The sequence below is a fragment of the Pseudomonas eucalypticola genome (genome assembly GCF_013374995.1).
Lineage (GTDB): Bacteria > Pseudomonadota > Gammaproteobacteria > Pseudomonadales > Pseudomonadaceae > Aquipseudomonas > Aquipseudomonas eucalypticola.
Genome location: NZ_CP056030.1, coordinates 1,273,381 through 1,295,580 on the forward strand (window position 1 = coordinate 1,273,381; position 22,200 = coordinate 1,295,580).

The 22,200-nt window shown below is 59.6% G+C and carries 26 protein-coding genes; 20 read left to right on the forward strand and 6 right to left on the reverse strand.

Annotated elements, in window-relative coordinates:
* Positions 1-2 precede the first annotated feature (2 nt).
* The 3 genes from HWQ56_RS05850 to HWQ56_RS05860 form a co-directional block, all read right to left on the reverse strand.
* A complete protein-coding gene (locus HWQ56_RS05850) occupies positions 3-1,628 on the reverse strand; it encodes a ShlB/FhaC/HecB family hemolysin secretion/activation protein (RefSeq protein ID WP_176570007.1) in 1,626 nt (541 codons plus the stop codon).
* A gap of 155 nt (positions 1,629-1,783) precedes the next feature.
* Positions 1,784-2,368, reverse strand: a complete 585-nt coding sequence (locus tag HWQ56_RS05855) for a L,D-transpeptidase family protein (protein ID WP_158154821.1) — start codon at positions 2,366-2,368, stop codon at positions 1,784-1,786.
* Positions 2,369-2,432: 64 nt separating this feature from the next.
* Complete coding sequence (locus tag HWQ56_RS05860; RefSeq protein ID WP_158154822.1) at positions 2,433-2,984, reverse strand: NUDIX hydrolase; 552 nt, start codon at positions 2,982-2,984, stop codon at positions 2,433-2,435.
* Between the two features lie 117 nt (positions 2,985-3,101).
* On the opposite strand from HWQ56_RS05860, the gene HWQ56_RS05865 reads away from it, so the two are divergent.
* The 14 genes from HWQ56_RS05865 (at position 3,102) to HWQ56_RS05930 (ending at position 14,270) form a co-directional block, all read left to right on the forward strand.
* Positions 3,102-3,701 (forward strand): CoA pyrophosphatase, encoded by a 600-nt coding sequence (locus HWQ56_RS05865; protein ID WP_158154823.1) that lies wholly within the window; start codon positions 3,102-3,104, stop codon positions 3,699-3,701.
* Between the two features lie 42 nt (positions 3,702-3,743).
* Positions 3,744-4,268 (forward strand): gamma carbonic anhydrase family protein, encoded by a 525-nt coding sequence (locus HWQ56_RS05870; protein WP_176570008.1) that lies wholly within the window; start codon positions 3,744-3,746, stop codon positions 4,266-4,268.
* On the forward strand, positions 4,268-4,468 hold the full coding sequence (locus HWQ56_RS05875; RefSeq protein ID WP_176570009.1) for a DUF1289 domain-containing protein: 201 nt from the start codon (positions 4,268-4,270) through the stop codon (positions 4,466-4,468). The genes HWQ56_RS05870 and HWQ56_RS05875 overlap by 1 nt, the downstream gene beginning before the upstream one ends.
* Before the next feature lie 57 nt (positions 4,469-4,525).
* Positions 4,526-5,002 (forward strand): preQ0 transporter, encoded by a 477-nt coding sequence (locus HWQ56_RS05880; RefSeq protein ID WP_176570010.1) that lies wholly within the window; start codon positions 4,526-4,528, stop codon positions 5,000-5,002.
* 65 nt (positions 5,003-5,067) lie between these two features.
* Positions 5,068-6,249 (forward strand): formate-dependent phosphoribosylglycinamide formyltransferase, encoded by a 1,182-nt coding sequence (gene purT, locus HWQ56_RS05885; RefSeq protein ID WP_176570011.1) that lies wholly within the window; start codon positions 5,068-5,070, stop codon positions 6,247-6,249.
* A gap of 342 nt (positions 6,250-6,591) precedes the next feature.
* Positions 6,592-7,518, forward strand: a complete 927-nt coding sequence (locus HWQ56_RS05890; RefSeq protein ID WP_158154837.1) for a chlorinating enzyme — start codon at positions 6,592-6,594, stop codon at positions 7,516-7,518.
* Between the two features lie 18 nt (positions 7,519-7,536).
* Entirely contained in the window at positions 7,537-7,986 is a 450-nt protein-coding gene (locus HWQ56_RS05895) for a VOC family protein (protein WP_158154827.1), read from the forward strand.
* Positions 7,983-8,201: an acyl carrier protein gene (locus HWQ56_RS05900; protein ID WP_158154828.1), complete on the forward strand. Its 219-nt coding sequence runs from the start codon at positions 7,983-7,985 to the stop codon at positions 8,199-8,201. Before HWQ56_RS05895 ends, HWQ56_RS05900 begins: the two co-directional genes overlap by 4 nt.
* A 22-nt stretch (positions 8,202-8,223) precedes the next feature.
* Positions 8,224-8,964 carry a thioesterase II family protein gene (locus HWQ56_RS05905; protein WP_176570012.1) on the forward strand — a complete coding sequence of 247 codons (741 nt, stop codon included), beginning with the start codon at positions 8,224-8,226 and terminating at the stop codon, positions 8,962-8,964.
* Between the two features lie 4 nt (positions 8,965-8,968).
* Positions 8,969-9,889, forward strand: coding sequence for a D-alanine--D-alanine ligase (locus tag HWQ56_RS05910; protein WP_158154830.1), 921 nt, complete (start codon positions 8,969-8,971; stop codon positions 9,887-9,889).
* A 16-nt stretch (positions 9,890-9,905) separates the two neighbouring features.
* The gene (locus tag HWQ56_RS05915) at positions 9,906-11,447 is read left to right on the forward strand and encodes an amino acid adenylation domain-containing protein (protein ID WP_176570013.1); all 1,542 of its coding nucleotides are present in this window, start codon (positions 9,906-9,908) and stop codon (positions 11,445-11,447) included.
* A complete protein-coding gene (locus HWQ56_RS05920; RefSeq protein ID WP_176570014.1) occupies positions 11,440-12,534 on the forward strand; it encodes a D-alanine--D-alanine ligase family protein in 1,095 nt (364 codons plus the stop codon). Before HWQ56_RS05915 ends, HWQ56_RS05920 begins: the two co-directional genes overlap by 8 nt.
* On the forward strand, positions 12,527-13,651 hold the full coding sequence (locus HWQ56_RS05925) for an MFS transporter (RefSeq protein WP_158154833.1): 1,125 nt from the start codon (positions 12,527-12,529) through the stop codon (positions 13,649-13,651). Before HWQ56_RS05920 ends, HWQ56_RS05925 begins: the two co-directional genes overlap by 8 nt.
* 52 nt (positions 13,652-13,703) lie before the next feature.
* Positions 13,704-14,270 carry a hypothetical protein gene (locus HWQ56_RS05930; protein WP_158154834.1) on the forward strand — a complete coding sequence of 189 codons (567 nt, stop codon included), beginning with the start codon at positions 13,704-13,706 and terminating at the stop codon, positions 14,268-14,270.
* Positions 14,271-14,341: 71 nt separating this feature from the next.
* On the opposite strand, the gene HWQ56_RS05935 is transcribed toward HWQ56_RS05930, so the two are convergent.
* The 3 genes from HWQ56_RS05935 to HWQ56_RS05945 form a co-directional block, all read right to left on the reverse strand.
* Positions 14,342-15,655 carry an MFS transporter gene (locus HWQ56_RS05935; RefSeq protein ID WP_176570015.1) on the reverse strand — a complete coding sequence of 438 codons (1,314 nt, stop codon included), beginning with the start codon at positions 15,653-15,655 and terminating at the stop codon, positions 14,342-14,344.
* 210 nt (positions 15,656-15,865) lie between these two features.
* Positions 15,866-17,101, reverse strand: a complete 1,236-nt coding sequence (locus HWQ56_RS05940; protein ID WP_158157767.1) for a transporter associated domain-containing protein — start codon at positions 17,099-17,101, stop codon at positions 15,866-15,868.
* 11 nt (positions 17,102-17,112) lie between these two features.
* Positions 17,113-17,925, reverse strand: a complete 813-nt coding sequence (locus HWQ56_RS05945; protein WP_158157768.1) for a cytochrome C assembly family protein — start codon at positions 17,923-17,925, stop codon at positions 17,113-17,115.
* A 190-nt stretch (positions 17,926-18,115) separates the two neighbouring features.
* Between HWQ56_RS05945 and ffh the strand changes: the two genes are divergently transcribed.
* The 6 genes from ffh (at position 18,116) to HWQ56_RS05975 (ending at position 22,184) form a co-directional block, all read left to right on the forward strand.
* Positions 18,116-19,495 (forward strand): signal recognition particle protein, encoded by a 1,380-nt coding sequence (ffh, locus tag HWQ56_RS05950; protein ID WP_158157769.1) that lies wholly within the window; start codon positions 18,116-18,118, stop codon positions 19,493-19,495.
* 246 nt (positions 19,496-19,741) lie between these two features.
* Positions 19,742-19,993, forward strand: a complete 252-nt coding sequence (gene rpsP, locus HWQ56_RS05955; RefSeq protein WP_008366201.1) for a 30S ribosomal protein S16 — start codon at positions 19,742-19,744, stop codon at positions 19,991-19,993.
* 5 nt (positions 19,994-19,998) lie between these two features.
* The gene (rimM, locus tag HWQ56_RS05960) at positions 19,999-20,538 is read left to right on the forward strand and encodes a ribosome maturation factor RimM (RefSeq protein WP_158157770.1); all 540 of its coding nucleotides are present in this window, start codon (positions 19,999-20,001) and stop codon (positions 20,536-20,538) included.
* Positions 20,539-20,541: 3 nt separating this feature from the next.
* Positions 20,542-21,294, forward strand: coding sequence for a tRNA (guanosine(37)-N1)-methyltransferase TrmD (gene trmD, locus HWQ56_RS05965; RefSeq protein WP_027978896.1), 753 nt, complete (start codon positions 20,542-20,544; stop codon positions 21,292-21,294).
* A gap of 43 nt (positions 21,295-21,337) precedes the next feature.
* Positions 21,338-21,688 carry a 50S ribosomal protein L19 gene (rplS, locus tag HWQ56_RS05970; protein WP_027978895.1) on the forward strand — a complete coding sequence of 117 codons (351 nt, stop codon included), beginning with the start codon at positions 21,338-21,340 and terminating at the stop codon, positions 21,686-21,688.
* A gap of 88 nt (positions 21,689-21,776) precedes the next feature.
* Positions 21,777-22,184, forward strand: a complete 408-nt coding sequence (locus HWQ56_RS05975) for an acyl-CoA thioesterase (protein ID WP_158157771.1) — start codon at positions 21,777-21,779, stop codon at positions 22,182-22,184.
* The last annotated feature ends 16 nt before the right edge of the window (positions 22,185-22,200 follow it).

Here is a 22,200-nt window from a genome sequence, read left to right on the forward strand (position 1 = left end):
AGTCAGAAGTCCAGTTTCAGCTCCGTGTTCCAGAAGCCCGGCTCTGAGGGAGGGCCGTCCTTGATCACCATGGCATGGCGATATTCGAGTGTCAGTTCACCGCCTGGCCAGCCGAGGCGGGCGCCGCCGCTGAGGGCGGCCAGGGCGGGGTACTGTTGTTCGCGGATGTAGGTGCCCCAGCCGCGGCCGTAGTCCAGGCCCACCTGGGGCGTCAGCGTCAGGCCCTGGCCCAGCGGCAGGGTCACCCCCAGGTTATTGCGCCAGACCAGGGCGCTGCTGGCGGCAATGTTGCTGTCGCGAAAACCGCGCACGCTGTTGGGGCTGCTCAGCAGCGCCTGTTCGCTGGCGGGCAAGGGGTGGGGGCTGTACTGCGCCTCCAGGCTGCTGTCCCAGCGCCAGGGGTAGCCCTTGGCTGGCCATGCCCGGGTACGCATGACCGCCGCGCGCCAGCGCTGGTGCGGGCGGGCGGTTGCACTGAGCCAGGGCAGGCTGTGGTCGTAGCCCAGTTGCCCGCTCCACGTGGCCCGGCCCAGCCACAGCACGTTCAGGTCCAGGCTGGCACTGGTCAACTGGTCATCGGCGCGGGTGTAGTGGCGGCCCGCTATCCAGCGGTCCTGGTGCTTCTGGGTCAGGCGCAGGCCGGCGCCTATCAGGGTGTGCTGGTTGCGCCACAGGGTCCGGTTCAGGCGCAGGCTGTTGCTGGCGCCCCGGGCTTCGCTGCGGGTGCGGTTGACCGGCGCAAAGGCGATCTGCTGGCTGCGCGCCAGACTGGCGCCCAGGGTCCAGGGGCCATAAGGCACGCTGTAGTAAAGGCCCAGGCCCGTGGTATGACTGGGGTCGGCACCGGCGGTGCGGAACAGGCCCACCTGCAGCGAATCGTTGAGGTGCAGCGGGCTGTCATGGCTGACCACCAGGTTCACGCCATGGCGGCCGGTGAACCGGTCGCCGCCATTGCCGTATCGAACGCCCAGCCCCCAGCGAGCCTGGTGCCCGCGTGGTACCAGCAGGATCCGCGACCCTCCTGGCAGTTCACCCGGTGCTATCTGCGCCTGCAGGTCGATGCTGCGCAGGCGGTTGAGCTGGTCCAGGCCCTGCTCCAGGGCCGGCAGGTGCAACGGCCGGCCGAGCAAGTCGGGGAAAGCGTTCTTGAGCGACACCGGCAGGCTGTCATCACTCAGCTCGATGGACTCGACGAAACCTTCCTCCACCGTTATCTCCAGCGGTTCCCCGGCCACTGGCGGCCCGGCCGGGTAGGCGCGGGCGGCGATGTAGCCCCGTTGCACATAAGCGTGGGTGATGGCGGCGAGCACCTGGCGGATGGCGCCCACGTCCATGCACGGACGCAGGTGGGGCGTTACTTCCCGGGCCAGGGCCGGGTCGGCGATGAGGCGGTTGCCGCGCAAGCGCAGGCCGGGCAGAGACCAGCAGGCCACTTCGCGGTCCTCGGCCCTCGGCTGGGGCAGGGGCGGCGGCACCGGGGCCTGGCGTTGCAGTTGGCGCAGGCGCTCGTCACGTTCCAGGCCGTCGCGCTCGCGGCGCTGCTGGTCCAGCCAGCGCAGGGTTTCGTCCGCCTGCGCCGTGGAGGCCAGCAGGGTGCAGCAGGTCAGCAGGCGGAGAAGTGCGCGCATCTTGTTATTCTTCTGAGTGGGTAAAGACATCCGGTAAGGAAGAATTTACCTATTTACACACTCGTTCGAATTCAGATGCATCCAGGATTTATGTAGGACGAATCCGGAACTATCGTTCCATTTTGTTCAAGGCGCGAGGGAGTCGGCGGTATCCCTCAAGGGCGAATTTCAATCAGGGTACCGTCCTTGACCATGCTCCACAGCTCGCGCATGTCCTGGTTCTTCATGGCGATGCAGCCGTCGGTCCAGTCCAGGCTGTTGAAATACCACTCGGGGTAGTCCTCGCTGTCCGGGGTGCCGTGGATCATGATCATGCCACCTGCCGGGACGCCGGCATTGCGCGCGCGTGCCGCGTCGGTGGTGTTGGGGTAGGAAACGTGGATGGCCAGGTTGAAGCGGTCGCTGACCTTGCGCCAGTCCAGCCAGTAGAAGCCTTCGGGGGTGCGCATGTCACCCTCGTACTCCTTGGGCCCGCGCGGGCGCTTGCCCAGGGACACGCGGTAGGTCTTGAGCGGCTGGCCGTCACTGAGCAATTGCAACTGGTGCGCCGATTTGATCACCAGCACCTTGTCGACCACGGCGTTGGCGAGATTTCTCGGCACGCTGGGCGTCACGCCATGCACGGGGTCGATGACGTTGCCGGGTAATTGCGACACCGGCTTTTTCTCGATGGTGACGGTGAAGGCAGCCGAGGACACGGTGGCGAACGACAGACAGAAGAGGGCAAGCAACCAGCGCATTTAACGATCAATCCTGCAGGTAAACGCACCCCGCTTGCGCCGGTGCCGCGTGACACGGTCGGGTTCAGGTCTGCGCCAGCCCGTGCAGCGGCGGCAGATATTCATTGCGAACCGGGTAGTCGTGACCCTGGCGGTCGGCAAAGTAGCATTCTAAGGTACGGCTTACCGTGGGAAAAGCCAGCTCCGCCCAAGGGACTTCGTGCTGGGCAAACAGGCGTACCTCCAGGCTCTCCTCGCCGACGGCGAAATCCAGGTCGGCCAGTTCGGCGCGGAAGAACACGTGGACCTGGCTAATGTGCGGCAAGTCGAACAGCGTGTACAGCGCCAGTTGGCGCACGCGTGCGCACGCTTCTTCGTCGGTCTCGCGGGCGGCGGCCTGCTCCAGGGTCTCGCCATTTTCCATGAAGCCGGCCGGCAGGGTCCAGTAGCCGCGGCGCGGTTCGATGGCGCGCCGGCACAGCAAGATGCGATCGCCCCACACGGGCAGGCAACCGGCGACTATATTGGGGTTCTGGTAGTGAATGAATTCACAGTGCCCGCACACGTACCGCAGGCGGTTGTCGCCCTGGGGGATGAGCTGGCTGACCGGGTTGCCGCACTGGCTGCAGAATTTCATCTCGGGTTTCCTGTTCGCTGCGCCTATCTTGGCGCCAGCGGGCGCGTCGAGCAAGGGGGTTGGGCAGGGCGCGGGTTTGGTGCATGATTGCCCCAGGGCATCGAAAAGAGAGAGACCATGCTGGACGAGCTACTGCGTCGGATGAGCAGCCACAGGCCACGGACCCTGGAGACCGATCGTCGTTTTCCCGAGGCTGCCGTGCTGATGCCCATTACCCGCAGTGACGAGCCCGAGCTGGTGCTGACCCTGCGCGCCAAGGGTCTTTCCACTCACGGCGGCGAAGTGGCGTTCCCTGGTGGCCGCCGCGACCCCGAGGACCCGGACCTGGTCTTCACCGCCCTGCGCGAGGCTGAGGAGGAGATCGGCCTGCCGCCGGGCCTGGTCGAGGTGCTGGGGCCCTTGAGCCCGCTGGTGTCCAAGCATGGCCTGAAGGTCACGCCCTTCGTGGGCATCATTCCCGATTTCGTCGAATACCGCGCCAATGACGCCGAGATCGCCGCGGTGTTCAACGTGCCGCTGGCGTTCTTCCGCCAGGACCCGCGCGAACATACCCACCGTATCGATTACCAGGGCCGCAGTTGGTACGTGCCCAGCTATCGTTTTGGCGAGTACAAGATCTGGGGCTTGTCGGCGATCATGATCGTGGAATTGGTGAACCTGATCTACGACGCGCAAATCAGCCTGCACCGGCCCCCTGAGCGTTTCACCTCAACCTGAGCGGACCTGCGAGCCGCCCTCTGCCTGCCTGAGGACTTACCGATGAAATACCGCCTGGGCGATGCCCGTGTCGAGACGCACCCCGACAGTTGGACAGCTCCCACTGCCACCCTGATCGGCCGCGTGCGCCTGCAGCAAAACGCCAGCGTGTGGTTCGGCGCCGTGTTGCGGGGTGATAACGAGCTGATCGACATAGGCCCCGACAGCAACGTGCAGGACGGCACCGTGATCCACACTGACATGGGCTCGCCCCTGACCCTGGGGCGCGGTGTTACAATTGGCCATAACGCCATGCTGCATGGCTGCACGGTGGGCGACTATAGCCTGATCGGCATCAATGCGGTGATTCTCAACGGCGCGAAGATCGGCAAATACTGCATCATCGGCGCCAACGCGCTGATCGCCGAAGGCAAGGAGATCCCCGACGGTTCGTTGGTGATGGGCTCGCCTGGCAAGGTCATACGCGAGCTGACCGAGGCGCAGAAAAAGATGCTCGAAGGCAGTGCTGCCCACTATGTCCACAATGCCCGGCGCTATGCCCGGGAGCTTGAGCCCCAGGAAGACTGATGACCCAAGAACGCCCCGTCGCCTCGCCCTGCGTGCAGGTGTGTGCCCTGGATGACGACGATATCTGCACTGGTTGCCAACGCACGGCCGCCGAAATCACCCGCTGGGGGCGCATGAGCAACGACGAGCGCCGCGAAGTGCTGGTCAAATGCCACGAGCGCGCCGTGGCCGGCGGTATGATGTTCGTCGCCGGCGCCTGATTTTTGCTCTTGTGGGCGACCGGCCCTGTTCATTGATGGCATCCGCACCGAGGCACCATGCTTTTCCTGCTTTCCTATATCGCCAGCGTCGTGCTGATCAACTTCGCCTTCAGTGCCGCGCCGCATCTGGATGTCATCTGGTCGGCCTGGGGCGGGCTGGTGTTCATCTTGCGCGACATGGTGCAGGCCCGCTTCGGGCACGGCGCGTTCGTCGCCATGCTGGTGGCGCTGGTGCTGTCCTATGTCACCTCGGACCCGGCCATCGCCCTGGCCAGTGCCACCGCGTTCGGCCTGTCCGAGCTGATCGACTGGCTGGTGTTCACGGTCACCAGGCGCCCCCTGCACGACCGTCTGTGGATCAGCTCGGCGCTGAGCATTCCGCTGGATACCTTTATCTTCTTCGGCATGATTGGCGCTTTGACCCCGCCGGTGGTCCTCACTGCACTGGGTTCCAAGTTTGCCGGGGTCACCTGCGTCTGGCTGGCCATGGCCTGGCGGTCGCGTCGCACCACGGCGGCCAGCCGATTGATGTAAAATGGCCGCTTCGGTGGGCCGCAGCTGGCGGCCTGCGATAACCTCGTTCCCCTTAAGGACCTGAAATGACCCGTATCGGAACTCCACTGTCGCCTACCGCGACGCGCGTACTGCTGTGTGGCTGCGGCGAGCTGGGCAAGGAAGTCGTGATCGAACTGCAACGCCTGGGCGTTGAAGTGATCGCCGTCGACCGTTATGCCAATGCCCCGGCCATGCAGGTCGCCCACCGCAGCCATGTGATCAACATGCTCGATGGCGCCGCGCTGCGTGCGGTGATCGAGGCCGAGAAGCCGCACTACATCGTGCCGGAAATCGAAGCCATCGCCACCGCTACCCTGGTGGAACTGGAGTCCGAAGGCTTTACCGTGGTGCCGACCGCCCGCGCCGCGCAGTTGACCATGAACCGCGAAGGCATCCGCCGCCTGGCCGCCGAAGAGCTGGACCTGCCGACCTCGCCGTACCACTTCGCCGACACCTTCGAAGAGTACCGCAACGCGGTGCAGGACCTGGGTTTCCCGTGCGTGGTCAAGCCGGTGATGAGTTCGTCGGGCAAGGGCCAGAGCCTGATCAAGCGCGCCGACGATGTGCAGAAGGCCTGGGACTATGCCCAGGAAGGCGGCCGTGCCGGCAAGGGTCGGGTGATCATCGAAGGCTTCATCGACTTCGACTACGAGATCACCCTGCTGACCGTGCGCCACGTCGGTGGTACCACCTTCCTGGCTCCGGTGGGCCACCGCCAGGAGAAGGGCGATTATCAGGAGTCCTGGCAGCCCCAGGCCATGAGCCCGGTGGCCCTGGCCGAGTCCGAGCGCGTGGCCAAGGCCGTGACCGAGGCCCTGGGTGGCCGTGGCCTGTTCGGCGTCGAGCTGTTCGTGAAGGGTGATCAGGTGTGGTTCAGCGAAGTCTCGCCGCGCCCCCACGACACCGGCCTGGTGACCCTGATTTCCCAGGACCTGTCGCAGTTCGCCCTGCACGCCCGCGCCATCCTCGGCCTGCCGATTCCGCTGGTGCGCCAGTTCGGCCCGTCGGCGTCGGCGGTGATCCTGGTGGAAGGCAACTCCACCCAGACCGCGTTCGCCAACCTGGGCGCGGCCCTGAGCGAGCCGGACACGGCCTTGCGCCTGTTCGGCAAGCCGGAAGTGGCCGGCCAACGCCGCATGGGCGTGGCCTTGGCGCGTGACGAGTCCATCGAGGCGGCCCGCTCCAAGGCGACCCGCGCAGCCCAGGCTGTAAACGTAGAGCTGTAATCGACCGGACGCCGCTTGCGGCAGCTTGCTACCTGCTCCCACCCCAGGCAGTCGCTGCGACTAGTTGCAGCGGCCGCTAAGCCGTGTCGCGACACCGAACTCAAATCCTCATCCCGAATTTCTTTCAGGCACGGTAGCAGCCTGGCCTTCCCTCCCGATCTCATGCCCACTCGATGCCATACGTGTGAAGGCATTTCCTACAGAAAATTCGCGCTAGCGCTCTGAAATGTCTGACTTGAAGGCTTAATCACCAACGGTAGATTCAAGGCTCAGGTGAGACGTGTGACCGGAAAAATTCCGCCCATTTGGGCACTGAGGACAAACCAGTCGAGGCGTGCTGATATGACAGAGAATGGCCGATTCAGTTTATCCAGTGCGGAACTGGAAACATTTCATGAGCAAGGATTCATCGGACCCTTTGATGTGTATCCAGAGGAGGAGATGGAGCGCATTCTGCGAGAATTACGCCCCAAGCTGCTTGATCAAAGCAATGCGGCTTTCGCAAACCCAAAGTCCTTGTCAGGAAACACCAACCTGTCCAGTTATGACAGGCATCTAGATGTGCCGTTTCTAGATGCCCATATCCATCGGCCAGAAATAATTGACAGGGTTCGGAGTATTCTGGGCGACAACTTATTGTGCTGGAGGACTGAGTTTTTCCCCAAATACCCCGGAAATGAAGGCACTGACTGGCACCAGGCTTCTAATTTTGCCAACGTCGCAGGCGATAAAAGGCCCCAGATCGAGTGGCCCAACGGGTCCGACTTTGGCGGCACCATCACCGTGTGGACGGCGATCACCGACTCAACCATAGACAATGGTTGTCTTCAGTTCATCCCGGGAACGCACCGGGAAATGAACTATGACGAGTCCAAGGAAATGGAGTACCAATCGGCCAGCATCGATTCGCTTGAAAAAGATGGCGTCAAACGTGGTTTTTTTGGCTACGACTACCGGCAACTGCAAATTGATCCAGATTGGCGCCCCGACGAGGCTGCGGCGCGGTCGATGGTGATGAAAGCAGGCCAGTGCATCATTTTCTGGTCAACCTTGATGCACGCTTCTCATCCTCACAGCGGTAAGACGCAAGCTATGCGCTTGGGGTTCGCCGCCAGGTATGTTCCGACCAGTGTGAAAGTCTATCCGTACTCGAAGAAATTGAGCGAGTTTGGTGGCCAAGCTGATCTTGAGAAACATGCCTGCGTGTTAGTGAGTGGTAGTAACGAGTACGGGCATAATGTGGTGATAAATTCTACCTTCAAAAAGTGAAATTGGGAGGGGACAGGAATGCCTGAATTGTCGCCATTGATATCTCGGGTAGAGGGTGTTGATCATATTGCTTACGCCACGCGTGACGCAAAAAAAACCGCTGGGGTTTTTCGGGGGTTGGGTTATGAGATCATTATCGACGGACAGCTTGTTGAGTCACTCAATATTTTCGCTACGAAACTTCAGAACCCAAACGGGGATGTGATTGAGCTGGTTGAGCCAACAGGGATAGCTCGTTCGCCTGTGGATGGGCTGTTGCTAAATAAGGAATGTTGCCTTTACCACGTGTGTCATCGGGTCATGGACTTCGATAAAAGCCTGGAGCGCCTAAAGTCGGCCGGCGCTCTGCTGATCAGCCAACCCTTCGAAAGTCATCTATTTAACGGGTATCGGCACGTCCACGTGTATCACCCCATGGTGGGGGTGCTCGAGCTGTTTTCGACCCTGGAAAAAGGAGAAATCAAGTGAACGACAGTGCGGTGGTCGCGGTGTGGGAAGACGTGTTAGGTCAGAAAGGTGCCAGCATGAACGATGATTTTTTTGAAAGCGGAGGTACATCAATCCAATTGCTTAAATTGTTGCATGAAGTACAGAGTCAGTTCAGCGTTACTATTGATTTTAACGAATTTTATCTGGCTCCTACACTTGAGCGCTTTGTGCAGTTAGTGAGGGAAAAACAGTGAAGTGCACGCCGCGGAGGCGGAGATGAATAGGCGCAAAGTCCAAGATGGGGCCGGGGACAGTGTCAATCTCATTTGCCTGCCTTACGGTGGTGCCGGCGCGGCGCTGTTTGATACTTGGCAAAGTAAACTTCCAGTGGGGGTCCAGGTGCATGGCCTGGACTTGCCTGGAAGAGGCCGTCGCTACAAAGAACCGCCGATCGACGATATGGCTGAACTGACTGAGTTTTTGTACTCAACGATTCGTGGTTTGATTGCGGAGCCCTACGTCATTTTTGGGCATAGCCTCGGCGCATTATGTGGTTATCACTTATTAAAATTCTTGCAGGCGCGGGAAGAACGCCTTCCCTATCATTATATCGCCTCAGGTTGTAGGCCACCTCATCTCCCGTATGCCCATGAAGGCATGTGGCGAGAGAGTGATGAGACGTTCCTGAAAAAGGTTGCGAGATTTGGCGGTACACCTAAAGAGGTGATCGCTCAGCCAGCGCTATTCAACGTATTCAGTTCAGTGCTGAAGGCCGACTTCAGACTGGCGGATTGGTTGTCGGAGAGGCCGGTTGCGCCTATGAAGGATGTGGAGTGCACAGTGTTATATGGTCGTCGTGATCCCATCGTCCCAGTCGAGCGCTTGAATGAATGGGCTGGTTATTTTGAAAGTGTGAGTTTTGAAATGTTCGATGGTGATCATTTTTTTATGACGTCGAAGGCTGATGAAGTGCTCTTGGCAGTACGGAGAATTTTGACTCATGGACGGTGGGGGTAGAGCGATGAAAGTTTTTGTGTTCTGTGGAGGCATGTCATCGGAGCGCGAGGTTTCCCTCAAGTCGGGCGCGATGGTAAGGCTTATTCTCGAAAATGCCGGCCGTGACGTCGTGCTCGTCGATACGGCCGCCACGCCCCTAGAGTCGCTAGTGATAACGGGCGAAGACTTTGTTTTTTTGGCGCTACATGGAGGTGACGGAGAGAATGGAACGCTACAAAATTATTTGGAGTTACGGGGAATCTGTTATTCGGGGAGCGGTCCTTTAGCATCGGCGTTGGCCATGCGCAAAGATATCAGCAAAAAAGTCTGGCAGGCGGAAGGTATAGTAACTCCAAGCGCAAGAGTGCTTACCGATGGTTGGGTGGACGGTGCTTTGGATACTATCCGGTTTCCGGCGGTTGTGAAGCCGACTAGCGAGGGCTGCAGCGTTGGCCTGAGGATAGTGGACAACAAAGCAGAGTTGCGTCACGCGGTATCAGCGGGTGTTGTTGATTTTGGACGGGTGATGGTGGAGGAGTATATTCAAGGAGATGAATATACGGTGGCCATCCTGGGCGACAAGGTGTTTTGCCCTGTATTGGTGAAAGCGCCAAGGCGAGCATTTGATTTCTACTCGAAATTCGAATCATTGGAAACTGAATACATTTATGCGCCTGAAGTGCCCGAGGACGACTTACAGGCGATAAAAGACACCGCCTGGCGCGCCTATACAGCACTTGAGTGTTCGGGTTTCGCTCGGGTCGACATCATTTTTTGCCGTCGACGCCGCAAACCGTATGTGCTGGAAGTCAATACCCTGCCAGGCATGACGAATCGCAGTATTTTCCTCCAGGCATCATTGCGTGCTGGCTACTCGGCGGCTCGCGTTATGGAGTTGATTATGGCATATGGTGTCGCCCAGCGTAGTACGAACTCACTCAATTGATTTCAGGAGGGCAGTCATGGATAGTATTGGGTCGGAAACCGTGGCTTCCGTATTCGATAAAGTCGCAAGAGCGCGTCTGCATGACGTTGCAGTCATTTATGATGGGCAGTCTGCAACCTATGCCGAACTGAACTCGCGTGCCAACAGCATTGCTTCGGGACTTCGTAAGTTGGGTCTTGATCAGCTATCCTCTATTGCAATACTGCTGCCACGGTCAACTGATTTGATTGCCACCATTTTGGGGGTCGTGAAGGCAGGTATGGTTTATGTTCCATTGGATGCCCAAGCGCCTTTGGAGCGGATAAGGAGAGTATTTAGAAGCGCAGACTGCCAGCTCGTTATCACTTCTACTGATGGCAGGGCCAAGCTTATTGATTTTCCCTGTTGCGAAGTCGATGAGCTTGAGCGCGCAGGAAGGGGGGCGGTCGCTTTTACCGAAACTGCAGCATTGGTCGATATGCCGCTATATATAAACTACACCTCTGGGTCAACGGGTAGTCCCAAAGGTGTTATCGTTCGCCATGTGAACGTCCTGAACTTGGTGCGCGAGCAGCATTACTGCGAGCTGGGGCCGGGAGTGAAGGTATTGCATTTGGCGAATGTTGCCTTCGATGCCACCACGTTTGAAATTTGGGGGCCACTGCTCAATGGAGGGGTCGTGGTCGTTTGCCCTGAGCAGTCGTTTTCACTTGCGACTATAGCGTCTGTATTACGCCGATATCAGGTCGATATTGCCTTTTTGACGACCTCTTTGTTCAATCTGGTCGTTGATAGCTGCCCTAGCGCATTCGAGCCCTTGAAACAGGTGCTGACGGGTGGGGAGATCATGTCTGCCACGCACGTAAAGCGGTTAGCGGAGCAATATCCCGGGTTGCGCATTACAAACGTATATGGCCCTACTGAATGCACTACGTTTTCTACTTATCATGATGTACAGGTGGGGGATTGCCAAGCAGCCAATGTCCCCATAGGGCGGCCGATTGAAAACACAGTCGTTCAAGTAATGGACGATCAGAACGCGCTCGTACCGATCGGTGGCGAGGGCGAGATATGGATTGGTGGCCGGGGAGTGTCCAGCGGTTACATCAACAATCCCGCCCTGACGTCAGACGTTTTTATTTTTCTTCCCCACGGCACGTTTTACCGCACGGGAGACCTTGGGCGAGTCGGCCGATCTGGGAATATCGAATACATTGGCAGATCGGATGATCAAGTCAAGGTACGTGGCTTCCGTATCGAATTGGCTGAAGTGCTGAGTGGATTGCTGCGTTGCGCCGCCATCGACCAAGCTTATGTAAGCGTGGAGCTGAATCCGCGTAACGAGAAGGTCCTGGTCGCGTATGTCGTGGGGCTGGAGTTGGAGGGGGGGAGGATTTCAAGTCAGCTGGCCTCCATACTTCCGGCGTATATGATTCCGTCCGAAATTTACCGGGTACATCAAATTCCCCTCGGGCCGACCGGGAAGGCGGATCATGGCCAGCTCATCAGAAATCGAGAGCGCAAATTGGTGCTGAGGCCAGCGGAAACCTTCTTTGGTCCAGGGGACAACCATGATTAAAAAGACAGTGGCAGTCCTGTGCGGTGGTGCTTCTACTGAGCATAAAGTCTCATTGTTATCTGCCACAAATGTCGTCCGGGCAATTGATCGCAGTCGCTATGACATCGTGGTGATCGGCATTCGGGAAAGTGGCGAATGGTATGTGCTTGATGCGTCCTCATTCCTGATTGGCGGTAGCAATCTTGAGTCGGTTCGACCGGCGTTGGAGGGTGCGAGGGTGGCGGTATTGCCGGGTGGAGGGCCGGGCCAATTGCTGGATTTGTCGACCGGCCTTTTGCTGCCCAAGATTGATGTCGTATTCCCCGCGCTGCACGGAGGTGCTGGCGAAAATGGCGCTTTGCAAGGTCTGTTGTGTTGCCTGGGCATACCGTTTGTGGGGGCATCCGTACTGGGCTCGGCAATCTGCATGGACAAAGACGTCACCAAGACGCTGCTGGTTGCGGCCGGGTTGCCAGTGGTCCCCTACATACTGGTGACCCCTGATGCAATAACGACGTACGACGCCGCTGTGCAAGCGCTGGGCTGGCCTTTGTTCGTCAAGCCCGCCTGCCAGGGATCGTCAGTTGGCGTGCAAAAGGTAAAAAGCCGTGGCGCCTATGAGTCAGCGCTGGTCAAGGCCTTCCGGTATGACCGCAAAGTTTTGGTGGAGTCGGCAATTGACGGTAGAGAAATAGAGTGTGCCGCTACGGGGTATCGTGAATATGTAACCAGTGGCTGTGGCGAGATAACACCCCATGCCGATTTTTATGGCTATGAGGCCAAGTATTCAGTGTGTAGTCTGGCGGAGATTAAAGTGCCAGCAACGCTGCCTCCGCAAGTGTCCGAAGAAATCCACCGCCTAACCCAGATCGCTTGGCAGGTGCTTGAATGTTCGATCATGCTGCGGCTGGATTATTTCGTCACGGTTGATGGCGATGTGTATATCAATGAAGCAAACACTTTACCCGGGTTTACCGACAGCAGCATGTTTCCCAAGCTATGGAATGTGGAGGGTATCAGCAACGAGGCGTTGGTCAGCAGGTTGCTAGTGTTGGCCGAGGAACGCTTCGTAGACGAGCACAAGCGAAACTATCCCCGTCATGGCTGAGATTCTGATTTCCAGTATGGTGTTCCGATTCGCAGCAGGCGCAATGATTTTTTGCATCACTTGGCGATTTGCATCTCAGGCCGATGGGGATTACAGGTTGCTAGCGTTTATTCTCTTTTGCTCTTCGGTCCCGGCGCTGCTTGTGCCGATGCTTATGAGGGTGGGCGCTCAACGCAAGAGCGGTCGTGCATTGTCTGTCACTGCTATCGGGTTGATTGCAGTGGCCTGCGCCGCAGGGACGACTGCCCAAGACTTCGTCGAGGCGTGGGTCCTGCTTAGCTTTGTGTTGTGGTTGCTGTTTTATGTGTTAGATGCAAGTTTTGACATGTGGCTGGCGGCAGGTGTGTCTGGCCTGGCAGCGCCCGGTGCTCAAAAAGCAGTTGGTAAGTTTTCGATGCTGAACCAGCTTGCTGTAATGTCAGGTCCGCTCGTAGCAGCGGGGATTATGGCAGGTAGCGGCGACTCGTATGTGCTCGCCGTCCTGGCGCTGGTCATGCTCGTATTGTTCATCATCTTGAAGTTGCAAGCGAAGGATGGTGGCACTAGCCCACTCGAGTGCGTAGGGAGTCTAGCCAGAATTCCAATAGCTTTGAGACTTATGCTGGTTCTGTTATGGCCAATTGTTTCCGCAGTGAGCTTCACGCTGCCTGTTACGGTTAGTGAGACGCCTGGCTGGGGCGGTTTCCACCTAGCGGTGCTGGAAGCTTTTTTCGGTGCGGCAATGGCGTGTGCGGGAATCGTTGCAGGACGTTGGGAAAGCGAGCGCAGCGCCTGCATTGGGGTGTTTTCTTGTGCCGCATCTATCGTGGGTTCATTAGCGGCATGGACGCACATGGATCAACTAGCGCCGCGGATCCTGATGGTAATTGGGTTGGGCTTCGCGCTGGGGAGCATGCGGGTTGTAGCGAAGACGTTGTTGCTAAGAAGCCAGCCTGAGGCAAGCGTTGGTCGCATTGTGGCGCAGTGCAATGGGGTTGGCGTCTGGGTGACCGCGTTTTTCCTGCTGATGCAACTGGCGCTGGATGAATACTATGGGTTCGTACCCTTTGCACAGCTGCTGTTCGTGTGCCTGCTTGCATTTATGTTGATCTCCAAGGGTGGCTGGCATCACCGCTAGCGATCCGTTTTCAAGGATGTAATCGCGAGCGTATTGATATCAAGGAAGTGATATGTCAGGCCTCATATGTTTCCTGCTGTTTTCAGTCCCCGGTGCGTCTAATGTCCTGGTGTTTTTGCTATGCCGCCACGCGAAGACCAGTCGCGTGATGGCCGGCGTCTTGGCCGTTTTAGCTGGTGCGGGCGTATCGCTCACAATGTGGTCGGTACTTGCATCATTTGAGTGGCGCGGTGCGGTGGTCGTTGCGTTATTGCTTAAATTGGTTGCTGCTGGGGTCATTGCCGGGATGGCTGGAAAATGGTGGGTGAAATCTTGGTCCGATGAAGAGATGTTGACGGTTTCCGCGCCCGAATTGATCCCGCTATTCAGCGTTTCCTTGCTCAACCCCAAAATAATGATTGCTGCATTCTATTTTCTCTCACCCATGCCTGGCAGTGGGGAGGCGGGCATAGTGCTCGGAATCATGGCTTTCGCAGGTTCCATGGTGGTGTGGGGTACCGTGGGACGTCTATCCACCCGCTATGCTTTAGGAGGGCTCAAACCCAAGTGGGGCGCACGTCTGGTTTCCTGTTGCATGGCTTTCTTTTCGCTGTTCATCGTCTGGGAGGCGCTGTCTTGATTACCTTGCGCGGTACTTGGTACCCCGAGCGCCGGACGCCCACAGTCCAAGTTCCGGCGCTCGTATCAAGGTTATTTGACGAGGCTCAAATCCTCATTCCGCGTTTCCTTCAGGCACAGCACCGCCAGCACGCTGAGCAGTGCTGCCGCCGATACATACCCGCCCACCCAGCTTAGCCCCCCCAGGCTCACCAGCTTCTGCGCCGCGAACGGCGCGGCCGATGCGCCGACGATACCGCCCAGGTTATAGGCCGCCGAAGCCCCGGTGTAGCGCACTCGCGTAGGGAACAGTTCCGGCAGCAGGGCGCCCATGGGGGCGAAGGTAAAGCCCATCAGGAACAATTCGATGCTCAGGAACAGGGCCACGCTGGTGGTCGACCCCTGGGTCAGCAACGGCTCCATGGCGAAGCCCGAAGCAATCGCCAGCACACCGCCCAGTACCAGCACCGGCTTGCGCCCGAAGCGGTCGCTCAAGGCTGCGGAGATCGGTGTCGCCAGCGCCATGAACAGCACCGCGAAACACAGCATGCCCAGGAAGCTTTCACGGCTGTAACCCAGGGTGGCGACGCCGTAGCTCAGGGAAAACACCGTGGAGATGTAGAACAGCGCGTAGCACACCACCATGGAGGCCGCGCCCAGCAGCATGGGCCGCCAGTACTGGGCGAACAGTTCCACCAGGGGCAGTTTCAGCCGCTCGTGCTGGGCCATGGCCTTGGCGAATACCGGGGTTTCCTCCAGCTTCAGGCGTACATACAGGCCCACCATCACCAGCAGGGCGCTCAGCAAGAAGGGCAACCGCCAGCCCCAGGCGCGGAATTGCTCGTCGCTGAGCAGCACGGCCAGGCTCAGGAACAAGCCGTTGGCGGCGAGAAACCCGATGGATGGCCCCAACTGCGGGAACATCCCGAACCAGGCCCGCTTGCCCTTGGGAGCGTTTTCGGTGGCCAGCAGCGCCGCGCCGCCCCATTCGCCGCCCAGCCCCAGGCCCTGGCCGAACCGCAGCACGCACAGCAGAATCGGCGCCCAGGCGCCTATTTGGTCATACCCGGGCAGCACACCGATCAACGTGGTGCAAATGCCCATCAACAGCAACGAAGCCACCAGGGTCGACTTGCGCCCCACCCGGTCGCCGAAATGGCCGAACAACGCCGAACCCAAGGGGCGGGCCAGGAAGGCAATGCCAAAGGTGAGAAAGGCCGAGAGCATTTGCGCAGTGGCCGAACCCTGGGGGAAGAACACCGGGCCGATCACCAGGGCCGCGGCCGTGGCATACACGTAGAAGTCGTAGAACTCGATGGCCGTGCCGATGAAGCTGGCGGTCGCCACCCGGGCGGTGGAGTTGAGCGGCTGGTCGGTGCCGCTGGCAGCGTAGGTGCTGGTGCTCATTGCAGAATCCCTGGCAGTCGTGCTCCCGCGCTGGGGCGGGGCGAATTTATTATGTGTGCGGGGCAGGGTGGGCCGCAGGAGAAGGGCCGGTACACCTCCAGGCGGGTAGCAGGGGCGGCGGCAGTTGGCTGGGTAAGCCGGCTCGATTATAGGAAGGGGGGTGAAGGGCGTCCAGACCGACGGTGGTGGCGCCCACAAGGCGCCGCCCCTTCAGGCCAGTTTGGGCAAGCTGCTGGTGTGCCAGATCAGCACCCGGGTCACGCGGTTCTCCTCGGCCTGCAGAATCTCCAGCCGGTAGCGGCCGATCTTCAGGCACACCGCGCAGTCAGGAATGCTCTCCAGGGCTTCGGTGACCAGACCGTTGAGGGTCTTGGGACCGTCGCTGGGCAAGTGCCAGCCCAGGGTCTTGTTCAGCTCGCGTATGGACGCCGCGCCCTCCACCACGAAGCGCCCGTCGGGTTGAGGGTGTACGTGGGGGTTGTCCATGCTGTGTTCTTCTTCGAACTCGCCGACGATTTCCTCGAGGATGTCCTCCAGGGTGACGATACCCTGTACTTCGCCGTATTCGTCCACGACGATGCCCAAACGCCGTTGCTGCTTGTGGAAGTTCAGCAGTTGCAGGTGCAGCGGGGTGCTTTCCGGCACGAAGTAGGCGTCGTAACAGGCGGCCAGCAGGGCCTGCATGGTCAACTCGCCGTTGGGCAGCAAGTGGCTGACCTGACGGGTGTTGAGGACCTTTTCCACCTGGTTGATATCGTTGTGGTACACCGGCAGGCGGGTGTGGCGGCTGATGATCAACTGTTCAGCGATCTTTTCGATCGGGTCGTCCAGGTTCAGCCCGTCCACTTCACTGCGCGGCACCAGAATGTCGTTGACGGTGATGCGGTTCAGCGCCTGCAAGCCGCCGAGCAGGTGCGGTTCGTCTGGTGTTTCATCGTCCTGGTCGCCTTCGGGCTCGGGGTGATCGTCGTCATCGTGCTGCCGGGCAATGGGCGTGGCCACGGGGGCGAAGGGCTTGAGCAGCAGGCGGGCAATGCCGCTGAACGGCCACACCAGCGGGTACAGCAGCTTCAGTGGCAGACGCAGCAGCGAGTTGCCCAGGCCGATGAAGGGTTCGGGGTAGCGCCGTGCCAATAGGCGCGGCAGGTACTCGCAGAAGGTCACCAGCAGCGCGGCCATGATCAGGCCGCCCAGCCACAGGCCTTTGACGTGCCAGTGGTACACCGCCAGGAACACCCCCAGCACAACCACCAGCACCCGGCACAGGGTGTTGCACAGCACCAGGCTTTCCAGCGGAAACGCTAGGCTGGGCCGCTCGCCTACCTTGCGCCGGGTGCGCAGGGCGGCCAGGTGGTTGCGGGCTGTCTCGACACCCGTGAACAGGGCCGACCAGAGCATCGACAGCAGCACGACGCCCAGCATCGAGCCCAACGGCAGATTGTCCATTTACTCGCCCGTCAGATGTGCAGAATGTATTCGCGGACCAGCTTGCTGCCGAAATACGCCAGCATCAGCAGGCAGAAGCCGGCCAGGGTCCAGCGGATGGCCTTGTGGCCGCGCCAGCCCAGGCGGTTGCGGCCCCACAGCAGCACGCTGAACACGATCCAGGCCAGGCACGCCAGCAGGGTCTTGTGTACCAGGTGCTGGGCAAACAGGTTCTCGACGAACAGCCAGCCGGAAATCAGCGACATCGACAACAGCGCCCAGCCAGCCCAGAGGAAGCCGAACAGGAGGCTTTCCATGGTTTGCAGGGGCGGGAAGTTCCGGATCAGGCCGGCGGGGTGCTTATGCTTGAGCTGGTGGTTCTGCACCAGCAGCAACAGCGCCTGGAACACCGCGATGGTGAACATGCCGTAGGCCAGGATCGACAGCAGGATATGCGCGAGCATCCCCGGCTCTTCGTTGATGAGCGGCACGGTACCCTTGGGAATGAACTGCGCCACCAGGGTGGTCAGGGCGCCCAGCGGGAACAGCAACAGCAACAGGTTTTCCACCGGGATGCGCGTGCAGGCGATCAGTGTCAGGGCGATCACCGCCGCGGAAATCAGACTGGCGGCGCCGAAGAAGTCCAGGCTCAGGCCAAGCGGGGTCATCAGCTGGAATTTCAGCGCGATGCCCTGGGCCACCACGGCGAGGGTGCCGACGAGGTAGAGAAGGCGTTTGTCCACCGTCTCCCGCTGGTTCACGCGGGTGCCGTGGTAGACGGTCGCAGCGGCATAAAGGAAGGCGGCGGCGAGGCTGGGTAGCAAACTGGGTGACAAGGGGAGCATAAGTCCTGTGGAGCAAGCCCGAAAGTCGCTGAGTGTGGCATAGAACCGCTGTCACAAGAAAGACTGGCGCGGCACTGGTGTCCGTGGCGCGGAGTCTTCGCTATAATCGCCGACTGCCCTCGCCGCGCCTCTGCTTTATCACGGGCCAGGCTGCTTAACCTCGGTTCAATTGAGCCTGAAAGGATCGCGCATGTTTGAAAACCTTACCGAACGTCTTTCGCAGACGCTGCGCCATGTCACTGGCAAGGCCAAACTGACGGAAGACAACATCAAAGACACCCTGCGTGAAGTGCGCATGGCGTTGCTGGAGGCCGACGTGGCCTTGCCGGTGGTCAAGGACTTCGTCAACAAGGTCAAGGAGCGTGCGGTCGGCACCGAAGTGTCGCGCAGCCTGACCCCGGGCCAGGCGTTCGTGAAGATCGTCCAGATCGAGCTCGAAGGCCTGATGGGCGCAGCCAACGAAGACCTGGCGCTCAACGCCGCGCCACCGGCCGTGGTGCTGATGGCGGGCCTGCAGGGTGCGGGTAAAACCACCACTGCCGGCAAGCTGGCGCGCTTCCTCAAGGAGCGCAAGAAGAAGACCGTGATGGTAGTGTCGGCCGACGTCTACCGTCCGGCGGCCATCAAGCAGCTGGAAACCCTGGCCAACGACATCGGCGTGACTTTCTTCCCGTCCGATATCAGCCAGAAGCCGGTGGCCATCGCCGAAGCCGCCATCCGCGAAGCCAAGCTCAAGTTCATCGACGTGGTCATCGTCGACACCGCCGGCCGCCTGCACATCGACGCCGAGATGATGGGCGAGATCCAGGACCTGCACGCGGCCATCAAGCCGGTGGAAACCCTGTTCGTGGTCGACGCCATGACCGGCCAGGACGCCGCCAACACCGCCAAGGCCTTTGGCGACGCGCTGCCACTGACCGGCGTGATCCTGACCAAGGTCGACGGCGACGCTCGTGGCGGTGCCGCGCTGTCGGTGCGGGCCATCACCGGCAAGCCGATCAAGTTCATCGGCATGGGCGAGAAGAGCGAAGCGCTCGAGCCTTTCCACCCGGACCGTATCGCCTCGCGGATCCTGGGCATGGGCGACGTGCTCAGCCTGATCGAGCAGGCCGAACAGACCCTGGATAAAGAGAAGGCCGACAAACTGGCCAAGAAGCTGAAGAAGGGCAAGGGCTTCGACCTCGAAGACTTCCGTGACCAGCTGCAGCAAATGAAGAACATGGGCGGCCTGGGCGGCCTGATGGACAAGCTGCCGAGCATCGGCGGCATGAACCTGTCGCAAATGGGCAACGCCCAGAATGCCGCTGAAAAGCAGTTCAAGCAGATGGAAGCCATCATCAACTCCATGACCCCGGCCGAGCGCCGCGACCCTGACCTGATCAGCGGTTCGCGCAAACGCCGCATCGCCATCGGTTCCGGCACCCAGGTGCAGGACATTGGCCGCTTGATCAAGCAGCACAAGCAGATGCAGAAGATGATGAAGAAATTTTCCACCAAGGGTGGCATGGCCAAGATGATGCGCGGCATGGGCGGCATGCTGCCCGGCGGCGGTGGCATGCCCAAGATGTAAGAAATTGGCGCAGGCCTCGGCCTGCGCCGTTCGCAGTGATGCGGACACTGCTGTAACCCTGCTTCGGCAGGGCCCGCGGCCATCGTGATGATGGCTATATAAGGCAAATCGAACAGCCACACTGCATGTGCCGGAAAAAGGCATTTGCAAAAGTCCGGATATTCCTTGAGAATATGCGGCCTTTCGGGCACCCGTGTGCCCGCTGTGCATTATGATTTGCAGCACCGACTACAGGAACGATGTTCAATGCTAACCATCCGTCTTGCCCGTGGCGGCTCCAAAAAGCGCCCATTCTACCAACTGACCGTGACCGACTCGCGCAACCCGCGTGACGGCTCGCACAAAGAGCACGTTGGCTTCTTCAACCCAGTGGCTCGTGGCCAGGAAATCCGCCTGTCCGTGAACCAAGAGCGCGTCAACCACTGGTTGAGCGTTGGTGCACAGCCTTCTGAGCGCGTTGCTCAGTTGCTGAAGGAAGCTGCCAAGGCCGCGGCCTGAGCAATATGAACACGACGCCAGCTACTGCTGATGATTTGATCGTTATTGGCAAGATTTTCTCGGTTCACGGCGTTCGTGGCGAAGTGAAGGTTTACTCCTTTACTGATCCGATAGACAACCTGTTGGACTACAAGCACTGGACGCTCAAGCGCCAGGGCAGTGTGGACAAGCAGGTAGAGCTGGTCAGCGGGCGCTTGCAAAGCAAGTTCCTGGTCACGAAGCTCAAGGGTCTCGACGACCGTGATGAAGCCCAGCTTCTTTCCGGTTACGAAATCTGCGTGCCGCGTAACCAGTTTCCCGACCTGACTGAAGGCGAGTACTACTGGTACCAGCTGGAAGGCCTGCATGTCATCGACCAGCTCGGGCAATTGCTCGGGAAGATCGATCACCTGCTGGAGACCGGTTCGAATGATGTGATGGTGGTCAAGCCTTGTGCTGGCAGCCTGGATGATCGCGAGCGCCTGCTGCCCTATACGGAGCAGTGTGTGTTGGCCATCGACCTGGCGGCGGGTGAAATGAAGGTTGATTGGGACGCGGACTTCTAGGCAATGGCGAGCCTGCGCGTAGAAGTGATCAGTCTGTTCCCCGAGATGTTCTCGGCCATCAGCGAGTACGGCATTACCAGCCGCGCGGTGAAACAGGGGTTGTTGCAACTGACCTGCTGGAACCCGCGGGACTACACCACGGATCGTCACCACACGGTGGATGATCGGCCTTTTGGCGGTGGTCCGGGCATGGTGATGAAGATCAAGCCCCTGGAAGACGCGCTGGCCGAGGCCAGGAACGCAGCGGGGGAGTCGGCGAAGGTCATTTACCTGTCGCCGCAAGGCCGCCAGCTGACACAGCAGGGGGTACGCGAACTGGCCGAATCGGAGTCGTTGATTCTGATCGCAGGGCGCTATGAAGGCATCGACGAGCGGTTCATTCAGGCTCATGTCGATGAAGAGTGGTCGATTGGTGACTATGTCCTGTCTGGCGGTGAGCTGCCGGCGATGGTCCTGATCGATGCGGTTACACGACTGCTGCCCGGAGCTTTAGGGCATGCGGACTCCGCGGAGGAAGATTCCTTCACGGATGGGCTGCTGGATTGCCCGCACTACACCCGACCGGAGGTGTATGCGGATCAGCGTGTTCCCGACGTATTGCTAAGCGGCAATCATGCACACATCCGGCGCTGGCGTTTGCAGCAGTCCCTTGGGCGGACCTACGAACGACGTGCCGATCTTCTGGAAAGACGCTCGCTTTCTGGAGAAGAGAAGAAGCTGCTGACGGAGTACCTCCGTGAGCGGGACGATAGTTAACGTATCGATGGTAGATCAAAACGATTTACCTTAGGAGCACAGCATGACCAACAAAATCATTCTGCAACTCGAAGCCGAGCAGATGACCAAAGAAATCCCGGCCTTCGCCCCGGGCGACACCATCGTCGTTCAGGTTAAAGTGAAGGAAGGCGACCGCGCTCGTCTGCAGGCGTTCGAAGGCGTTGTCATCGCCAAGCGTAACCGTGGTGTGAACAGTGCTTTCACTGTTCGTAAAATCTCCAACGGCGTTGGCGTAGAGCGTACTTTCCAGACCTACAGCCCGCAAATTGACAGCATGGCCGTGAAACGTCGTGGTGACGTGCGTAAAGCCAAGCTGTACTACCTGCGCGACCTGTCGGGTAAAGCAGCTCGCATCAAGGAAAAACTGGCTTAATAGCCGTTTTACCGATGCAAGAAAAAAGCAGCCTGCGGGCTGCTTTTTTGTGCCTGAAATATATGCCAACTTCGGACAGGCAGCACCCATGACCCCACGCGATCAAGAGATCCAGCGCCGCACCGAACTGTCGGTAAGCCGCGTCACCAAGGCGGTATTCCCGCCCACCACCAATCACCACAACACCCTGTTCGGCGGCACGGCCCTGGCGTGGATGGATGAAGTGTCGTTCATCACCGCCACGCGCTTCTGCCGCCTGCCGCTGGTGACCGTGTCTACGGACCGCATCGACTTCAACCACCCGATTCCGGCTGGCACCATCGTCGAACTGATCGGCACGGTGGTCAAGGTTGGCAACACCAGCCTCAAGGTGCGGGTGGAAGTGTTCGTCGAGAGCATGAGCAGCGACGGCCGGGAAAAGGCGATCGAAGGCGTGTTCAGCTTCGTCGCCATCGACGACGACAAACGGCCGATCCCCGTGCTGCCGGGCGTCTGAGGTAAACTGCGGCTTT

Coding starts and splice junctions, on each gene's coding strand:
- HWQ56_RS05895 (WP_158154827.1), top strand. CDS start 7,537: ATGCCTGAATTGTCGCCATTGATATCTCGGGTAGAGGGTGTTGATCAT.
- rimM (WP_158157770.1), top strand. CDS start 19,999: ATGAACACGACGCCAGCTACTGCTGATGATTTGATCGTTATTGGCAAG.
- HWQ56_RS05855 (WP_158154821.1), bottom strand. CDS start 2,368: ATGCGCTGGTTGCTTGCCCTCTTCTGTCTGTCGTTCGCCACCGTGTCC.
- HWQ56_RS05930 (WP_158154834.1), top strand. CDS start 13,704: ATGTCAGGCCTCATATGTTTCCTGCTGTTTTCAGTCCCCGGTGCGTCT.
- HWQ56_RS05935 (WP_176570015.1), bottom strand. CDS start 15,655: ATGAGCACCAGCACCTACGCTGCCAGCGGCACCGACCAGCCGCTCAAC.
- HWQ56_RS05875 (WP_176570009.1), top strand. CDS start 4,268: ATGACCCAAGAACGCCCCGTCGCCTCGCCCTGCGTGCAGGTGTGTGCC.
- rplS (WP_027978895.1), top strand. CDS start 21,338: ATGACCAACAAAATCATTCTGCAACTCGAAGCCGAGCAGATGACCAAA.
- HWQ56_RS05905 (WP_176570012.1), top strand. CDS start 8,224: ATGAATAGGCGCAAAGTCCAAGATGGGGCCGGGGACAGTGTCAATCTC.
- HWQ56_RS05945 (WP_158157768.1), bottom strand. CDS start 17,925: ATGCTCCCCTTGTCACCCAGTTTGCTACCCAGCCTCGCCGCCGCCTTC.
- HWQ56_RS05850 (WP_176570007.1), bottom strand. CDS start 1,628: ATGCGCGCACTTCTCCGCCTGCTGACCTGCTGCACCCTGCTGGCCTCC.
- HWQ56_RS05920 (WP_176570014.1), top strand. CDS start 11,440: ATGATTAAAAAGACAGTGGCAGTCCTGTGCGGTGGTGCTTCTACTGAG.
- HWQ56_RS05860 (WP_158154822.1), bottom strand. CDS start 2,984: ATGAAATTCTGCAGCCAGTGCGGCAACCCGGTCAGCCAGCTCATCCCC.
- HWQ56_RS05865 (WP_158154823.1), top strand. CDS start 3,102: ATGCTGGACGAGCTACTGCGTCGGATGAGCAGCCACAGGCCACGGACC.
- HWQ56_RS05925 (WP_158154833.1), top strand. CDS start 12,527: ATGGCTGAGATTCTGATTTCCAGTATGGTGTTCCGATTCGCAGCAGGC.
- HWQ56_RS05910 (WP_158154830.1), top strand. CDS start 8,969: ATGAAAGTTTTTGTGTTCTGTGGAGGCATGTCATCGGAGCGCGAGGTT.
- ffh (WP_158157769.1), top strand. CDS start 18,116: ATGTTTGAAAACCTTACCGAACGTCTTTCGCAGACGCTGCGCCATGTC.
- rpsP (WP_008366201.1), top strand. CDS start 19,742: ATGCTAACCATCCGTCTTGCCCGTGGCGGCTCCAAAAAGCGCCCATTC.
- HWQ56_RS05880 (WP_176570010.1), top strand. CDS start 4,526: ATGCTTTTCCTGCTTTCCTATATCGCCAGCGTCGTGCTGATCAACTTC.
- HWQ56_RS05940 (WP_158157767.1), bottom strand. CDS start 17,101: ATGGACAATCTGCCGTTGGGCTCGATGCTGGGCGTCGTGCTGCTGTCG.
- HWQ56_RS05915 (WP_176570013.1), top strand. CDS start 9,906: ATGGATAGTATTGGGTCGGAAACCGTGGCTTCCGTATTCGATAAAGTC.
- HWQ56_RS05870 (WP_176570008.1), top strand. CDS start 3,744: ATGAAATACCGCCTGGGCGATGCCCGTGTCGAGACGCACCCCGACAGT.
- purT (WP_176570011.1), top strand. CDS start 5,068: ATGACCCGTATCGGAACTCCACTGTCGCCTACCGCGACGCGCGTACTG.
- HWQ56_RS05890 (WP_158154837.1), top strand. CDS start 6,592: ATGACAGAGAATGGCCGATTCAGTTTATCCAGTGCGGAACTGGAAACA.
- trmD (WP_027978896.1), top strand. CDS start 20,542: ATGGCGAGCCTGCGCGTAGAAGTGATCAGTCTGTTCCCCGAGATGTTC.
- HWQ56_RS05975 (WP_158157771.1), top strand. CDS start 21,777: ATGACCCCACGCGATCAAGAGATCCAGCGCCGCACCGAACTGTCGGTA.